Source organism: Streptosporangium sp. 'caverna', assembly GCF_003203775.1.
In the GTDB taxonomy this organism is placed as follows: domain Bacteria; phylum Actinomycetota; class Actinomycetes; order Streptosporangiales; family Streptosporangiaceae; genus Streptosporangium; species Streptosporangium subroseum.
On sequence record NZ_CP029711.1, the window covers coordinates 4,033,045 to 4,047,189 of the forward strand.

At 64.3% G+C, this 14,145-nt stretch carries 12 protein-coding genes; 7 read left to right on the top strand and 5 right to left on the bottom strand.

Features of this window, described 5'->3' with window-relative positions; all coding sequences use genetic code 11:
- Positions 1-93 precede the first annotated feature (93 nt).
- Positions 94-1,059, top strand: a complete 966-nt coding sequence (locus DKM19_RS17840) for an XRE family transcriptional regulator (protein WP_239514306.1) — start codon at positions 94-96, stop codon at positions 1,057-1,059.
- Positions 1,060-1,151: 92 nt separating this feature from the next.
- Here DKM19_RS17840 and DKM19_RS17845 read toward each other — a convergent pair whose 3' ends face one another.
- The 3 genes from DKM19_RS17845 to DKM19_RS17855 form a co-directional block, all read right to left on the bottom strand.
- Positions 1,152-1,637: an NUDIX hydrolase gene (locus tag DKM19_RS17845; protein ID WP_239514307.1), complete on the bottom strand. Its 486-nt coding sequence runs from the start codon at positions 1,635-1,637 to the stop codon at positions 1,152-1,154.
- 341 nt (positions 1,638-1,978) lie between these two features.
- Positions 1,979-3,016 carry a helix-turn-helix domain-containing protein gene (locus tag DKM19_RS17850; RefSeq protein WP_162641557.1) on the bottom strand — a complete coding sequence of 346 codons (1,038 nt, stop codon included), beginning with the start codon at positions 3,014-3,016 and terminating at the stop codon, positions 1,979-1,981.
- A gap of 352 nt (positions 3,017-3,368) precedes the next feature.
- Positions 3,369-3,905 (bottom strand): GNAT family N-acetyltransferase, encoded by a 537-nt coding sequence (locus tag DKM19_RS17855; RefSeq protein WP_110696672.1) that lies wholly within the window; start codon positions 3,903-3,905, stop codon positions 3,369-3,371.
- 417 nt (positions 3,906-4,322) lie between these two features.
- Here DKM19_RS17855 and DKM19_RS17860 point away from each other — a divergent pair, with 417 nt between their 5' ends.
- The 3 genes from DKM19_RS17860 (at position 4,323) to DKM19_RS17865 (ending at position 6,775) form a co-directional block, all read left to right on the top strand.
- Positions 4,323-5,258 carry a ParA family protein gene (locus DKM19_RS17860; RefSeq protein WP_110696673.1) on the top strand — a complete coding sequence of 312 codons (936 nt, stop codon included), beginning with the start codon at positions 4,323-4,325 and terminating at the stop codon, positions 5,256-5,258.
- Between the two features lie 2 nt (positions 5,259-5,260).
- Positions 5,261-5,659 (top strand): hypothetical protein, encoded by a 399-nt coding sequence (locus tag DKM19_RS49515; RefSeq protein WP_162641558.1) that lies wholly within the window; start codon positions 5,261-5,263, stop codon positions 5,657-5,659.
- Positions 5,660-6,139: 480 nt separating this feature from the next.
- Positions 6,140-6,775, top strand: coding sequence for a DUF6461 domain-containing protein (locus DKM19_RS17865; protein WP_369990545.1), 636 nt, complete (start codon positions 6,140-6,142; stop codon positions 6,773-6,775).
- 861 nt (positions 6,776-7,636) lie between these two features.
- Here DKM19_RS17865 and DKM19_RS17875 read toward each other — a convergent pair.
- Both DKM19_RS17875 and DKM19_RS17880 read right to left on the bottom strand, forming a co-directional pair.
- A complete protein-coding gene (locus DKM19_RS17875; RefSeq protein ID WP_110696676.1) occupies positions 7,637-8,752 on the bottom strand; it encodes a HAMP domain-containing sensor histidine kinase in 1,116 nt (371 codons plus the stop codon).
- Entirely contained in the window at positions 8,749-9,411 is a 663-nt protein-coding gene (locus DKM19_RS17880) for a response regulator transcription factor (RefSeq protein ID WP_110696677.1), read from the bottom strand. Before DKM19_RS17880 ends, DKM19_RS17875 begins: the two co-directional genes overlap by 4 nt.
- Before the next feature lie 163 nt (positions 9,412-9,574).
- On the opposite strand from DKM19_RS17880, the gene DKM19_RS17885 reads away from it, so the two are divergent.
- From DKM19_RS17885 to DKM19_RS17905, 3 genes are all read left to right on the top strand, one after another.
- Positions 9,575-11,029: a hypothetical protein gene (locus tag DKM19_RS17885; protein ID WP_110696678.1), complete on the top strand. Its 1,455-nt coding sequence runs from the start codon at positions 9,575-9,577 to the stop codon at positions 11,027-11,029.
- A 419-nt stretch (positions 11,030-11,448) separates the two neighbouring features.
- Complete coding sequence (locus tag DKM19_RS17890) at positions 11,449-11,871, top strand: hypothetical protein (protein WP_110696679.1); 423 nt, start codon at positions 11,449-11,451, stop codon at positions 11,869-11,871.
- Positions 11,872-12,886: 1,015 nt separating this feature from the next.
- Positions 12,887-14,143: a mannosyltransferase family protein gene (locus DKM19_RS17905; protein ID WP_110696680.1), complete on the top strand. Its 1,257-nt coding sequence runs from the start codon at positions 12,887-12,889 to the stop codon at positions 14,141-14,143.
- The last annotated feature ends 2 nt before the right edge of the window (positions 14,144-14,145 follow it).

A 14,145-nucleotide genomic window follows, 5' to 3' on the forward strand; every position in this document is an offset into this window, starting at 1 on the left:
GGAATGCACGGAAACGCTTTCAACCCGATCGAGATTCCGGCATGGGTTTGGGATCGCGACGAAAGCAGGGAAATCCTCAAGAATCGTGACGTAGTGCGGCTCTTCAACCTGGCAGTCAAGTACAGCGGGGCCAGTCAGACCCGCCTGAGCACCGCCACCGGAATAGCCCAGGGCCACGTGAGCCTGATTATCCGAGGGCGCCGTCAGGTCACCGACCTGGAGGTCTACGAGTGGATCGCCACCGGTCTCGGCCTGCCCGACCACGCCCGCATGCTCTTCGGCCTGGCCCCCGTCGACCTCGCCTCCCCCACCGGCGACCACGACGACAACCACCAGGAGCAGGCTGACGAGCTGACGGCCCGGATCGAAGCCGCCGCCGCCATCGACCCCGTCATGGTCATGATCCTCAGCACCGACACCAACAACCTGCGGCTGCTGGATCGCCGACTCGGCGGAGTCGCCATCGCCGACAAGATGCGCGCCCAGATCACCCAGGTAGAACGCGCCCACCAGCATGCCGTACGGCCCGGCATCCGCACTCAGCTCGCGCACGTCCTGGCCGAGACCTCATCGCTGGCCGGATGGCAGGCCATCAACACCGGCGCGCTCAACGACGCATGGGATCACTACGAGCACGCCAAAGCCGCCGCCCGCGAAGCCGACGACCCCGCGATCCTCGGCGACGAGACCACCTGCCGCGCGGCTCTCGACCAGGCCGCCGCACTCCTGTCCGAAGGCGATGCCGACCCCGACATGCCGTATCTGTCCGTCAACACTCACCATCTCGGCCGCTGGCGGGGTGCCTGCCTGGTGCGGTTTGGCGATCCCGGCACCGTCGAGGACCTACGCTCCGCGCTGGCTGGGATGGACGGCACCTACAACCGCGCCGAATCCGGGGTCCGCTGCGACCTGGGCCACGCCCTCCTTGTCCGAGGAGAGCCCGAGGCCGCCCAACCCCACATCCAGCGCGCGCAGCACCTCGCCACCATGACCGGGTCCCGCCGACAGCGTCGGCGTATCGAGGAACTCGCCCGAGCGGTTAAGCGCTCGCTCCATTGAGCCGCTCACGGGCCGCGTAAAGACCGATCCAGGGTTCCCGAGGTCCAGATGTCACCGCGGGCGATCATCCCCGTTATCTCCGCCATCGGCACTCACTCGATGAGGTCTGCCTCGATCTCCCCGGTCGGCGCCCCCACGAACTCAGCACCCCGCACCAGGAACAGGCTGTGCTCGGAGTCGACCATGCCGGCCATCGGCTGGTAGGTGATCAGATGCTCGATCTCCTTGGGCCGATACCCCGTCTCCTCCTCTACCTCCCGAGCCGCCGTTGTGATCGCGTCCTCGCCTGCGTCGACCAGGCCGCCGGGCAGCTCCCAGCCCCACCGGTCGGACAGAAACCGGTGCCGCCACATCATCAGCACCCGGTTTTGCTCATCGACCACCACGGCGATCGCCGCCCAATCCAGATGCACCGCGTGATGCTCGAACCGCTCCCCATCGGAGATCTCGACGTCAACGAGCCCCAACCGGATCCACCGGTCGTCATAGATCAGCCATTCGCCGTGCACGATCCACCGCGACCGCTCTTCGTTGGTAGCCACACAGCGAAGTTGCAGCCCAACAACCCCGACGTACACGGGCATCGTGACAGACAGTGCCATCAAGCGAGACGGGACAGGTGCCACAGAGGGTCTAATCCCACCTGATGCTTGATGGCCGGCTTAGGGTCGTGCATCGATTCCTCGTCGTCCGTGACCGTAGGCCGAAGGGGGAGCCGCTACGTCCGCTCATGCCGATGAGAGTGCGTTCCACCACTCGGATCTCCGTACTGAGCTCGCCTTGGCCTCCGCTATCCGAGGTGCTCACCTTGCCTTAAGCGTCGGGTGCGGAGGGGTTCGCTGCGTCTCGCCTGGGGGGAGAACACGTGGAAGGTCGCTGCTGCGGCTCGCTGCCGGCGCTGCACTGGTCGGTGGCGCCGTTACTTGTCTTCGCCGGCTCCGTAGAGGCTGGAACCCTCTCGCAGACCGTGGATGAACCCGGCGACTGCCGCTCGTTCGCGGGCGGGCATCGACATCAGCGCATTGAAGATCCATCCGACGTCGGGGGAGGAACCTCCCTGAGGCTTCGCCCTCATCAGTTCGGCCGGGAAGGGCCGTGTCGCGGGCTCAGGGCACGCGAAGGTGGCCATCATCTCCAGAGACTCGTCCGAAACCTGTGCCTGCAGCTTGATGTTGACCACTGCGAGGTAGCCGTCGAAAGGCTCACGGAGGCCGATCTCGGCTTTATAGCTAACCTTCCATGAATTGCCCAGCATGCGCGTCAGGATCCCGCAGATCGCGTCGGCGAGGGCGAACAGGGCCGCCGAAGGCGCGTAATAGTCGTCGTTCGGAGTCCACTTCGTCTTGGCGGCGGTTTCGGCGCGGTGAAGGTCGAGTGAGGCGTCCAAACCCGGCCTCAGCTCGCGCCACCACTGCTTGACCACGCGCTCTTCGGCTTCGCTCTCCAGTGCGACCATCCCCTGCATCGCCCACCAGAGATCGAGCAGCGCATCCTCGTCGAGTTCCAGGGCGGCGGCGTAGCCCCGGACAATCGCCTCGGTTTTGGGTGGGCGGTTGCCGCTCTCGGCCATGGAGACGGCGGCCACGGAGAGCTTGGGGCCGAAGGAGCTGGCGACATCGGCCTGGTTCTTCGACAGGTGCTTGCGTACGGCCTGCAGCACGCGGCCGAACGCCACCGCCGAACCCGATCCGGATTTCACGGCAACACGCCTTCCTTGTGGACTGTGTTGCTGATATTTTTTCACAGGCAACACGGGGAAGCCCGAAAACTGTAACACGAGGCGTCGCTCGATCCGTGAATCCGACGCAGCCACCCCGCACAAGAGAGGAAAGTCCCGATGGGCCGCCAGGACTCGAACAAGCGCCGAACCGTTGACAGGATTGAGCAGGCGGGCCAGGACTACAGGCGATACGTGAACGTGGCTTTGGTGGTGATCGGCGGCGTCAAGGACGTTCATGCGGCGGTGTCTTCGCTCGTCGCGGAGTGGAAGCGGCATAACCGGCGTTAGGCTAAAGCCGGTTAGTTTGGTTGGGTCACCGTGATGCGCTGGCGGGCCTCTGTGGTGGCGATCGCCGATGCGCCCGGGCGGCTGGCTGCTGCGGCAGCATCAGCAGTGCGATGCACTGATCTGCCGCAAGTCGCACCCTCGGCCCCATTGCGGATTGATCATGTCAACCATCAACCGAGGCCGCAGTATCAAGCATCAGCCGAGATGGGACATTGGACGTGCAGGGACAGCTGGTGTCCACACTTCGGGGTGAACCCCCGTCGCTGCTCGGAGCTGCCCTCAGGGCCAAACATCGGGTGTGTCAGAGCCGTCTCGTGGTGAACAGGGTGGTCCCGTAGACCGCGTCCACTTCCTTCCGCTCGGTCTCGGTGAACCCGACCTTGGCCAGCACACGGCGAGAAGCCGTGTTCCACTCCCAGACCGTGGCCCACAGACGTTCGTACCCGGACGATCTCGCCCAGTCCAGAACCGCCAACGAGGCCTCGGTCGCGTATCCCTGACGCCAGACTCGGCGTAGCAGCTCGAACGCCAGTTCCGGTTCCCCTTCCGCTCCTCGTCCGCCGTCGACCAGCCCGCAGTAGCCGATGACGTCACGAGTGGCCTTCCGCTCGACCGTCAGCAACCCGATCGACGATGGCTGGTTGGTACGGATCGAATCCTCGAGCTCCGCGACCGTGGGGTGTCCATCCGCGTCGATTCGGCGGTGGGGCGGCACTCGTGGATCACGTTCGGTCCACAGTTCACGCTGGACGACAGCGTCGGCTACCCGCCAAGGTCTGAGCAGCAGGCGACCCGTCTCAAGTACAACCTCGCGGCCCGGCGTCACTCCAGCTGCCATGACAGCAACTCTCGCACGGGCGAACTCACTGTCATGCCGCGGAGCGTGAGGATCGCCTGGTTCGGAACAGTTTTAAGCCTGTCAAGCGTCTGGTGGGACTGCAGTGTCAAGCACGTCCCGGGACACGACAGACAGGTGTCACAGAACATTGCCGAATTATTCTTGTGTAGATCAAGGGCGGCGCTGCGCGCCGCCATGCGGCCCGAGCTTGCGGCCCGCACGCTGCGCGTGCGGCCTGGGGCCGTTCTCGCGCACGGTCCGCCACTCGGGCCGCTGCGATGGCTACGACATGAGGCTCGAAAGCCCGCAAAACACGCAAAACGACTTCAAAACATTGAATTCCTGGCACAGCCCACCGTAACGTGATAGGAATCATCCACGCGCCTGAAGCGATTCCATGGGGAAAGGAAGAAATGAATGCCTGTTGTTTCAGTCATTAACTATAAGGGTGGCGTAGGAAAAACCACCGTTACCGCCAACCTAGGCGCAGAGCTAGCATGCCGGGGCTACAAGGTCCTGATAATCGATCTAGACCCTCAGGCGAGCCTAACCTTTTCATTCGTTTCCGCCGACTATTGGTCCCGAGAGCTTAAAAGCGAGCGCACCATTAAGCGATGGTACGACTCTTTTAGCAGCGGAAACCCGCTCCAACTATCCGAACTGGTCATCAAGCCAGCCAGAGTTGCCAATAGGCTCAATGACTTTCCCAACAAAGGGGAACTTGATATTGTTCCATCTCATCTCGGCCTAATTAATGTCGACCTAGAGCTAGCGACAGAACTAGGAGGGGCAACGCTAACACAATCGAAGTTAAACTATCTCAAGGTCCATCGTCGACTAGCAGATGGCCTCGCAGCTAATGACCTTTCTAGCTACGATCTCATCTTAATTGACTGTCCTCCAAACTTTAACGTTGTCACAAAAACAGCAATCGCCGCGAGCAACTACATACTCATCCCGGCGAAGCCTGATTACTTGTCTACACTGGGAATCGACTACCTTCACAGATCGTTAAGGGAACTAGTTAAAGACTATAACGAATACGTCAAACTTGGAAAAAACGAGGAAGTCGACTCGACCATAGACCCGCAAATTCTTGGCGTGGTATTCACCATGACTCAACTCTATGCAGATCAGCCCATATCAGCCCAACGTCCCTTCATGGACCAAACCAAACGACTAGGTGTACCTGTTTTCGAAGCATTTTTAAGGGAGAACAAGAGCGTTCACGCTGACGCCCCAATCCAAGGCATTCCCGTCGTGCTTAAGAGTGGCACATCCTCGTCCAATGTCGTCAAAGAATTAGAAGAGTTCACCAGCGAATTTATCGAGCGCATCCAGGTTTTGAGGTAAAAATGGGAGACGAAGCTCGATACGTAGCGATAATACTCCAACAAGTGGCTCGGCTGATTAAGGGCTTGCCCTCCGAGGATTTAGAGGATCTCGCCAAGGGGCGCAAGAAGATAATTATCGAAGAGCGTACGAAGCGATCAAAATCAATAACATCAGGACAGATTGAAGCAAGCGACCTAGAGCAGATTCGAGAAGCTCTATCCGAGTTCGGCGAAAGAGATTCGGGAAAGGAGTATCTCAATAGACTGGATTTAAGCAAGGCCAATCTCCAAGAATTGGCCTATTTTATGGATTTGCCGATTCCCAAAAGTGATACTATTGACAGCATTAAGGACCGAATCATTGAATCCACTATTGGATACAAACTCCGGTCTCAGGCAATCCGAGGCGATGATGCTTAAATCATTTCCAATCAAGGAAATTCAAGCTCCGGTACGATCAGCGCCTGGGCGATCTTGCTCAATCGGTGTTCATACTGAACCGCCTCATAAAAGTAGCCCCAGCCAGTTGAAGGAACGGCCTGACGATCGCCTGATTGTGTTTCGCCGCCGTACGGGGCCGGGGGCGATCGAAGGGCCGGGGCTGAGGATCGAAGCCCTGGCCCACCGAGCAACCGGGCACAGGTAGAGATCGCCAAGGGTTGCAGTTTGGGTTGCAGTTCGCCCCCGTCCAACCCAGTCCCAAGAAGATGGCCCAAGCCCACGGGCCCACATGGAACGCCCTGGAACGATCACGCCCCTAGCTGCTGATGCGGTTTGGGTCTGCGGCCCATCCGTTGTGTGTGGCAACGGCTTCCAAGGCTCCTCGCTGTGCGTTGTTCTGTCGTACTCGTCTGGAAAGATCTCGAGCCCACAGACCCGATGGCGACGGAGCTTCAAGACATGAGTGATAGATGGTCCGAGGCCTCCGACGTGTATCGCTACTACCAGCGCCTCCTAGAGGGGAACTGGATGAGCGAGGCCCTCTGCTGGACGGTCGTCGTTCCCCACGACGGGAGACCGATGACACTTACCGAGATCGGAGACCGGGTAAGCGGCGGCACTGGCTACCAGGCTTACGAGACAGCCTCCTTCGAGGACGAGGAGGAGTACCTCGTTTCCTCCGAGGACTCCGATTGGGCGATGCTGGTGGAGCACTCAGGTCCGCTAACCGCGCTGCTCGAATACAACGGGTTCCGAGGGGTTCATGATCCGGTGCTTCCGCGGTTGAGTGTCGGCGGACGGGCGTACAGCGCCTTCTGGAACGTCAATGCCAACAACCGGATCAGCTGTGCCGTCGATGGAGAGATGGTTCTGTCGTTCGACACCATGTTCGTCGAAGACTGGATCCAGGAGCCGGGACTGACGCGATGGCCCGAGTTGCGGGCCATGGTGCCCTACTTTGATTGGCAGAACGGGCAGAGCTGGCGGGCGGCGATGCTGGCGGCGATTGAGCTGGCCACCGGGGCACGGTTGACCGAAGGATGGACCGAGGAAGAGCGGTCATATCTGACCTCGCAAGAGGCGACGACGGGCTGATCGAATTGGAACGCAGTCCTCTTGAAACCGCTGGCATCACGCGGACGTGATGGTGAGGGCATGGAGGGTACTGATGGCGCCGAGGACAGTGTGGATCGCATCAACGAGTGGCTGGGCGCGTAGCGGCTCAACCAGTCCTATGCGCAGGATCGCGATCGGGGTGAGGCCCGGCGAATCTGGGCGCGGGTTGCTTTCGCCGCCCTCGATGGTGCCGAGCAGGCCGGCTACCCCACGAGGACCGCGGATGCAGGCCGTTTTCACCTTCGGGCGTTGCTGATCGTTGATCTCACCCCCGATGATGACCCGCTATGGAGTCCGGACCAGCTCGCCTCAGACGTCTTGGAGGCTCTGCCTCTTGGTTTGGAGTAGGCGAGAGCTTGTGTGACCGATTGGCGCATGCGTCCTCGACACGAGATCTTGGCCCTGCGCACGTGCAAGAACCTTCTCGGCCCGATGGAGTTGATCGCGGGTCGACTGGCGACAGGGCCGGTAGGAACTCAGATTGATCGATGGCTGGACCTTCGAGCCCACCTGCCGTGACGTGCAATATGCGTGCAATGATCATGGGAATGAGAGCGGTGCAAAGGTGACGCGCCGCAGGTCACGAGCACTGTCACGCCAGGAAAGGTCACGTCCTGTAAAACCGTCGGCTCAGCCTACGCAGGTTCAAGTCCCGCACCTGCCACACCAGCTTTTCCCAGCTCAGAGCCCCGTAGGGGGCTCTTTTGCTTTTCCGGGGTATGCAGCCAAATGCCGCGCTTGGCGGCCTCATGTCGGTGGTCGCGTAATATGCGCGTAATGATCTTGAGGCCGTTTTCCCAGGTCGCGCCAGGCTTTCCCTCGCGCAGTCGTCCCCTGACGTCAGGGATGGTTCGGATGAGATCCATGCGCGAACTGCACGGTGATGGACAAGCCACCTTCGGGGCGTGCGCTGGTGGTGAGGGTGGCGTGGTGAGCGTGCGTGACGGCATTGACGATGGCGAGGCCGAGGCCGTAACCGTCGCGGCGGCCGTGACGTTCAGGCGCCAGTTTCTGGAAAGGTTGAAAGAGACGCTGGATCTGGTCATCGGGGATGACTGGCCCGCTGTTGGTGACCGTAAGGGCCACCTGCGCGCCGGAGGTCTGCGTGGTGACCTTTACGTGCCCGTCTTCGTGGTTGTGGCGGATGGCGTTGTCGATGAGGTTGGCGACGAGGCTTTCGATCAGTCTCGGGTCCCCGGTCGTCACTGCGGGCGTTAGGTGTTCGGTTAGGCCGATGCCTTTCTGCGTTGCTTGGTCGCGGCGGGAGGCGAGCACTCCTTCGACGACGTGGGCGAGGTCGAGGGTGTCCCAGCGGGTGACGCCGCGCTCGCTGGTGGCCAGAGCGAGCAGCGCTTGGACGAGCCGCTCCTGGTGTTCGCCAAGAGCGAGGGCCTCCTGGCAGGCCGAGCGCAGGGTGTCGGTGTTGGCATCGGGGTCGGCAAGGGCGACCTCCAGGAGGGTGCGCAGGCCGGCGAGAGGGGTGCGCAGCTCGTGGGAGGCGTTGGCGACGAAGTGGCGGCGGGCGTCGAAGGAGGCCTCAAGGCGGGCGAACAGGTCGTCGAGGGTGTGGCCGAGCTCGGTCAGCTCGTCCGTGGGTTCGCCGAGGTCAAGGCGCTGGTGGAGGTTTCCGGCGGAGATGATTTTGGCGGTGGCGGTGATGGCACGCAGCGGGTGCAGGAACCGGCCGGCGACGAACCAGCCGAGAGCCAGGGCAATGGGAATCAGAAGAACCAGGGCGACGGCGGATCCGGTGAGGAGTTGGGGCAGGCTGATCCCGGGCCCGGGTTCGGTGATCGCGCTCGATGAGGGGTGGCCTTTGGGGGTGGCCGCGTGGATGCTGGCGAGCGGGACGGCGACGAAGACGACCACGAAGACCCCGGCGGCGTAGATGCCCGCCGCGTAGGCGAGCGCGAGCCGCATCTGCAGGGACCTGCTGGTGAGCGTCTGGGGGGTCATGACGGTCCGATGCGGTAGCCGCCTTCGCGGATGGTCTCGATTACGGGCGGGTCGCCGAGCTTGGCTCGTAACCGGTGCATGGTGTGCTTGACGGCGCTGCTGAAGGGGTCGGCGGCCTCGTCCCAGACGCGTTCGAGCAGTTTCTCGGCGGAGATGACCAGGCCGGGTACGGCGAGCAGGCATTCGAGCAGGGCGAACTCCCTGGGGCTCAGCTCAAGGCGCCGGCCGGCACGGAACGCGATACGGCGGGCCGGATCGAGGGTGATGTCCCCGCATGCCAGGGTGGGCGGTAGCGGCGGGGTGGCACGGCGGGCCAGGGCACGGACGCGGGCGACCAGTTCGGCGAACGCGAACGGCTTGGGCAGGTAGTCGTCGGCGCCGAGGCTGAGCCCGTCGACGCGGTCCTCGATCGTGCCGGAGGCGGTGAGCATCAGTACACGGGTCTCACAGCGGCCGTGGGCGAGTCGCCGGCAGATCTCGTCCCCGTGGACGCCGGGCAGGTCGCGGTCGAGGATCACCACGTCGTAGCGGGTGGCGGCCAGGCGGTCGAGGGCGGCGGTTCCATCCAGGACGACGTCGACGGCCATGCCCTCGCGGCGCAGCCCGGTTCCGATGGAGCGGGCGAGGACCTCGAAGTCCTCGACGACGAGGACCCTCACCGCCACTCACCGCCGGTCGTCGTGCGGGCGGGGCGGTCGAACCGGCCGCCAGGTCGAGGTGCCATGGATCAACGATGTCAGATCCCAGGTTCCAGCTGGGTCGCAGCCGCTGCGACGCGGCTGGAACCTGGTGCCGCGTACAACCGTCGGCATGAATCCACTCATGCCTTACCGATTCCCCCAGTTGCTGCACGAGGAGTGGACCAGGTTCCGCACCGCGCGCGGCTGGGTGCTCACCATGGCGGCCTCCGTGCTGGTCACCGTGTCGCTCGGACTGCTGATCGCCGGGGGTGCCCGCAGCGTTTGCGACACCAGCGAGGGCGCGGGCCCCTGCCCCGCGCCCTTGCTGGGGCCCGATGGCACGGCGGTGAGCGACAAGTACTACTTCGTGCACCAGCCGCTCAAGGGGAACGGCAGCATCACCGCCCGCGTGTCGGACATGACCGGGCAGATGCGGCAGCCGGACGCCGTACCGGGGGTGCGTAACGTCAAGGAGGGGGTGGTGCCCTGGGCGAAGGCCGGGCTCCTCGTCAGGCAAAGCCTCACGCAAGGCACGCCGTACGCCGCCGTCATGATCACCGGAAGCCATGGCGTGAGGATGCAACGCAACTTCACCCACGACGTGGCCGGCGGCCCTGTGCAGGGGCCCCTGTGGCTGCGGCTGACCAGGTTGGGCGACACGCTCACCGGCTACGAGTCAAGCGACGGCAAGACGTGGATCGAGGTCAGCACGGTCGAGCTGACCGGACTGCCGGAGACGGTCGAGATCGGGCTGTTCACCACCTCGCCAGGCGCCTTGTGGGAGATGGCGGAAGCCTTCGCCCAGGCCACCGCCACCTTCGACCAGATCACGCTGCAGGGCGCGAACGGTTCGTGGCGGCGCGACGACGTCGGCGTCAAAATGGAAGAGGACGGCAAGACCCCGCATCACCCGGGCGGGGTCGTCGAGTCCGGCGACAAGCTCCTCATCACCGGGGGCGGGGACATCGGGCCCGCCACGGTGGACGGCGGTCTGCGCGCTGACCTCATGCTGATCGGCGGAGGAGCAGGGCTGATTCCGGTGCTCGTGGTGGCGGTCACGTTTTTCACGGCGGATCACCGGCGCGGGCTGACCAGGACCGACCTGGCGGCCAAGGCCGTGGTGATCGGCGCGGTCGCGTTCGTGACGGGGCTGGTGACCTCGGCGGTCGTGGTCCCCGTCGGCCTGGCGATGTTGCGCGCCAACCAAAACCCGATTCAGCCGATCACCCTGGGTACCGAGCTGCGGGTGATCGTCGGCTACGCGGCACTGACCGCGGCCGCCGCCGTACTGGCTCTGGGCCTGGCCGTGCTGGTCAGGCGGGGCATCGTCGCCATCGGGCTGGCCATCGCGCTGGTCGTCGTGCCCTACCTGCTGGCGACCGCGGGTCTGGTGCCATGGCTGCTGATGATCACCCCTGCCGCCGGGTTCGCGATCACGCAGAGCGTCCCTACGTTCGCACATGTGGACGTGGTCCTGTCACTGCTCGGGGGCTATTACCCGCTCCCGCCATGGGCAGGTTTGACCGTGACCTGCGGATATGCCGCCCTCGTCCTCGGGGTGGCGATAGCCGTACACCGCAGGAAAGTGCCACGTTAGGTTCCGCTCACTCAAAGGTGCAGAACCCGCTCGGCGCGTTCGGCGGCAGCCCCCCGGGGTACGGCTCAGACAATGCCGGAAATATGTCCGAACCTCGAGGTCCGCCGAACCGCCTTTGGGCCCTTACGCCGACAATGCAAGAACTTCGGGCATCCGCACAGGCTCGGGGTCGAGGAGCAAGAGGACAGCCATTAGCGGTACGGGCTGTTCGAGCAGGTTAGGGCGGTGCCCGTTGAGTCGGCTTTCAGCTCGACCACGGCGAGATACCGCGATCTTGCATGTTTCCGCAGGTCGCGGTGACCATCTGTACCATGATCTATCTCACCGCCAATGGCTGTCCCGTCGTTCCAAACGCCATTACGGACATATGGTCGTCGGTGAGCTTGCGGAGCCACTGACTTTGCCTCGAAGATCGTCAGATGGACATCTTGCCCAAAGTCGACGCCCTGCTCGTGGTGCGTACCGACTTCTCTGACCGGGAACGATGGCAGGCCGTACGCGACTCACTCGGCGACATCGACAAGGACGGCTGGGCAAAGGAGTTCTCGGACCATGTGAAGGTCGTCGAGGGCCCTGCCTATCAGGGCCTCACCTCGCAGCAACTCCTCACCCTGCTCCCGGACGGCTACGGGGACCCGCTCCTCGTCATCGCCGACAAGGTCACCATCGATTCGCAGGAGATGCCGTTCCTGGTCATCGAGCTGGCATCCGAATGGGAGATGCGCGTCATCTCCTCCGAGCTCCCCTCGATTCACGCCAACCTCTCCATCGGCAACATGGACTTCGGCGAGTTCGCCGAGAACGCCGATGCGGACGGCGTCTTCCGCGGGTTCCACAGCTGAACCGCTACGCCGCCGAGAAGCACGGAACGTCACCAGTAGGACCTAGGGAGCGACAACTCGCGACAGTTGAATACGCGACTCCACCAGTATCGACCCCGGTGCCCCGGGACCCTGGTTGTACGGAGTATGTCTCATACGGTCAGCGCGTTACTGATCCGCTGGTTGGCGATCTCTTTATGCCCGTCGAGGCACTTGGCGTAGACCCGCAGCAGGACATCCACGCCATCGCCTGCTCGTTCGGCCACGTCGGGGGCGGAGACGCCCACGTTGAGCCAGAGGGAGGCCGCCGCGTGCCTCAGGTCGTACGGCCTGCGCGCGAGGGGAGACGCGACCTGAGCGGAGTAAGGGCGAGCGCCCGAGCCCTCCTGTCAGATCTCGGACGGTGGGCGTGTGGGAGCGCTGGAGGCCGGCGAACCGGTCGGCCCGCTCCTGCATGACCGCCACAGCCGCCTCCAGTAGGTCGGCGCAGTCGGCTGGAGCGGCGGCGTAGCGGTCTTTGAACAGGTCCCGGCCGAAGGACAGCTCCATCCTTTGGGATCCAGTGCCCACACCTGGACCAGGCCCGCGCGGACAGCGGGTAGCAGGCCGCGGATCGCCGACCAGATGATCGAACCCTTGCCCGCCCCGGTGGCCCCGGCGAGGAGAACGTGGGTGCCGTGGACTTTGAGTAGCCACGGTTCGCCGTCCTCGCGCTGGCCGACCTCCACCGGCCCCACCGATGCCTCTTCGGGGATCGGCACCGCGGGTAACGGTGTGGCGAGGGGATCGTGGCGGGGGAAGGCGAGCAGCAGCCGACCAGGGGATGGCCCTGCATCTGCGGTACGAGGGCGTGACATCCCCCTTCCACGGCGGGCACGGCGGCTAGCACCGCGTGGAAGTTTCACGGCGGGGCGGGGCGTCCCGCCACCGGGCGGAAGTGGTCTTCGCAGGAGACGAGCGGGGACGGGCCGGCACGGAAGGATCATGCCGCGGGCAACCGGTTGCCCGGATTTTGCGGCTATATAAGGATTCTCGCATGACTGATCGCGCGCCCGCCGGGCCGGTGGAGATCACGGAGCCGGAACCGGCCGACGCGGAACCCGGCGCACGTCCCGGCGAGACGACCGGCGAAACTTCCAGCCAGACGACCGGCGAGTCAACCGGTGAGGCGGCCGGGCGGCGGTGGGTGCCCAGGTTCCTGACCGACCCCGGCGACCGGCTGGCCCTGCTCCTCTGGGCGCTGTCGCACGTCGGTGTGCTGATCTACGCCTACCTGGCCGGCCCTGGCCGGACCACCGACCCCTTCCTCAACCGGTTCACCCGCTGGGACGCCGAGAACTTCATCGCCATCGCCCAGTTCGGCTACGACGGCCCCCCGGGCATGCAGGACGCCGGGAAGCTGCCGGCGTTCTTCCCCGGCATGGCGATGCTGATCAAGGTGATGCGGCCGGTCGTCGAGGACGGCCGGCTGGCCACGATGATCATCTCGCTGGTGGCCAGCGCGGTGCTCGCGGTGGCGCTGTCGCGGCTCGCCGAGACGTACGCGGCAGGCAGCGGCCGGTACGCGGTGGCGGCGCTGTTCCTCAGCCCGTTCGCCGTGTTCCTGTACACCGGCTACTCGGAGGCGCTGTTCCTCGCCCTGGCCGTCTCGGCGTGGCTGCTCGCCAGGAACGGCCGCTGGGAGGACGCCGCGCTGTGCGCCACCGGAGCCGCCACGGTGCGCATCTCCGGCCTGTTCCTGGCCTTCGGGCTGCTCGTCATGTTCCTGGTGGCGGAGAACGGCCGCAAACGCCCGGGCGGGTGGCGCCTGCTGCCCTGGCTCGCGCTCCCCGGTGTGCCGTTCGTGCTGTACAGCGTCTACCAGTGGACCCGCACCGGCGACTGGCTGGCCTACAACTCGGTGCAGGACCGGTTCTGGGGCCGGCACGCCGTCTGGCCGTGGGAGGCGCTCGCCAACACCTGGAGCATGTCCGACGACGTCGCCTCGCTCACCACGTCCTACTACGAGGAGATCATCTCGGCCGCGGTGCTGCTGGTGCTGGCCGGCTGCCTCGCGGTACGGCGCAAGTGGCCGGAGCTCGCGTACATCACCCCCCAGGTGCTGTCCTTCCTCACCCTGTCGTCGTTCTACATGTCGATCGGCCGGGGGTCGCTGACCTGGTTCCCCCTGTGGATCGCCATCGGCGTCGCGGGGGTGCGAAGACCCTGGGTGTGGCTGGTGAGCATGGCCATCATGATCCCGGTCATGGCGATCAACACCGGGAACTTCACCACCGGGGCGTGGATCGGCTGACA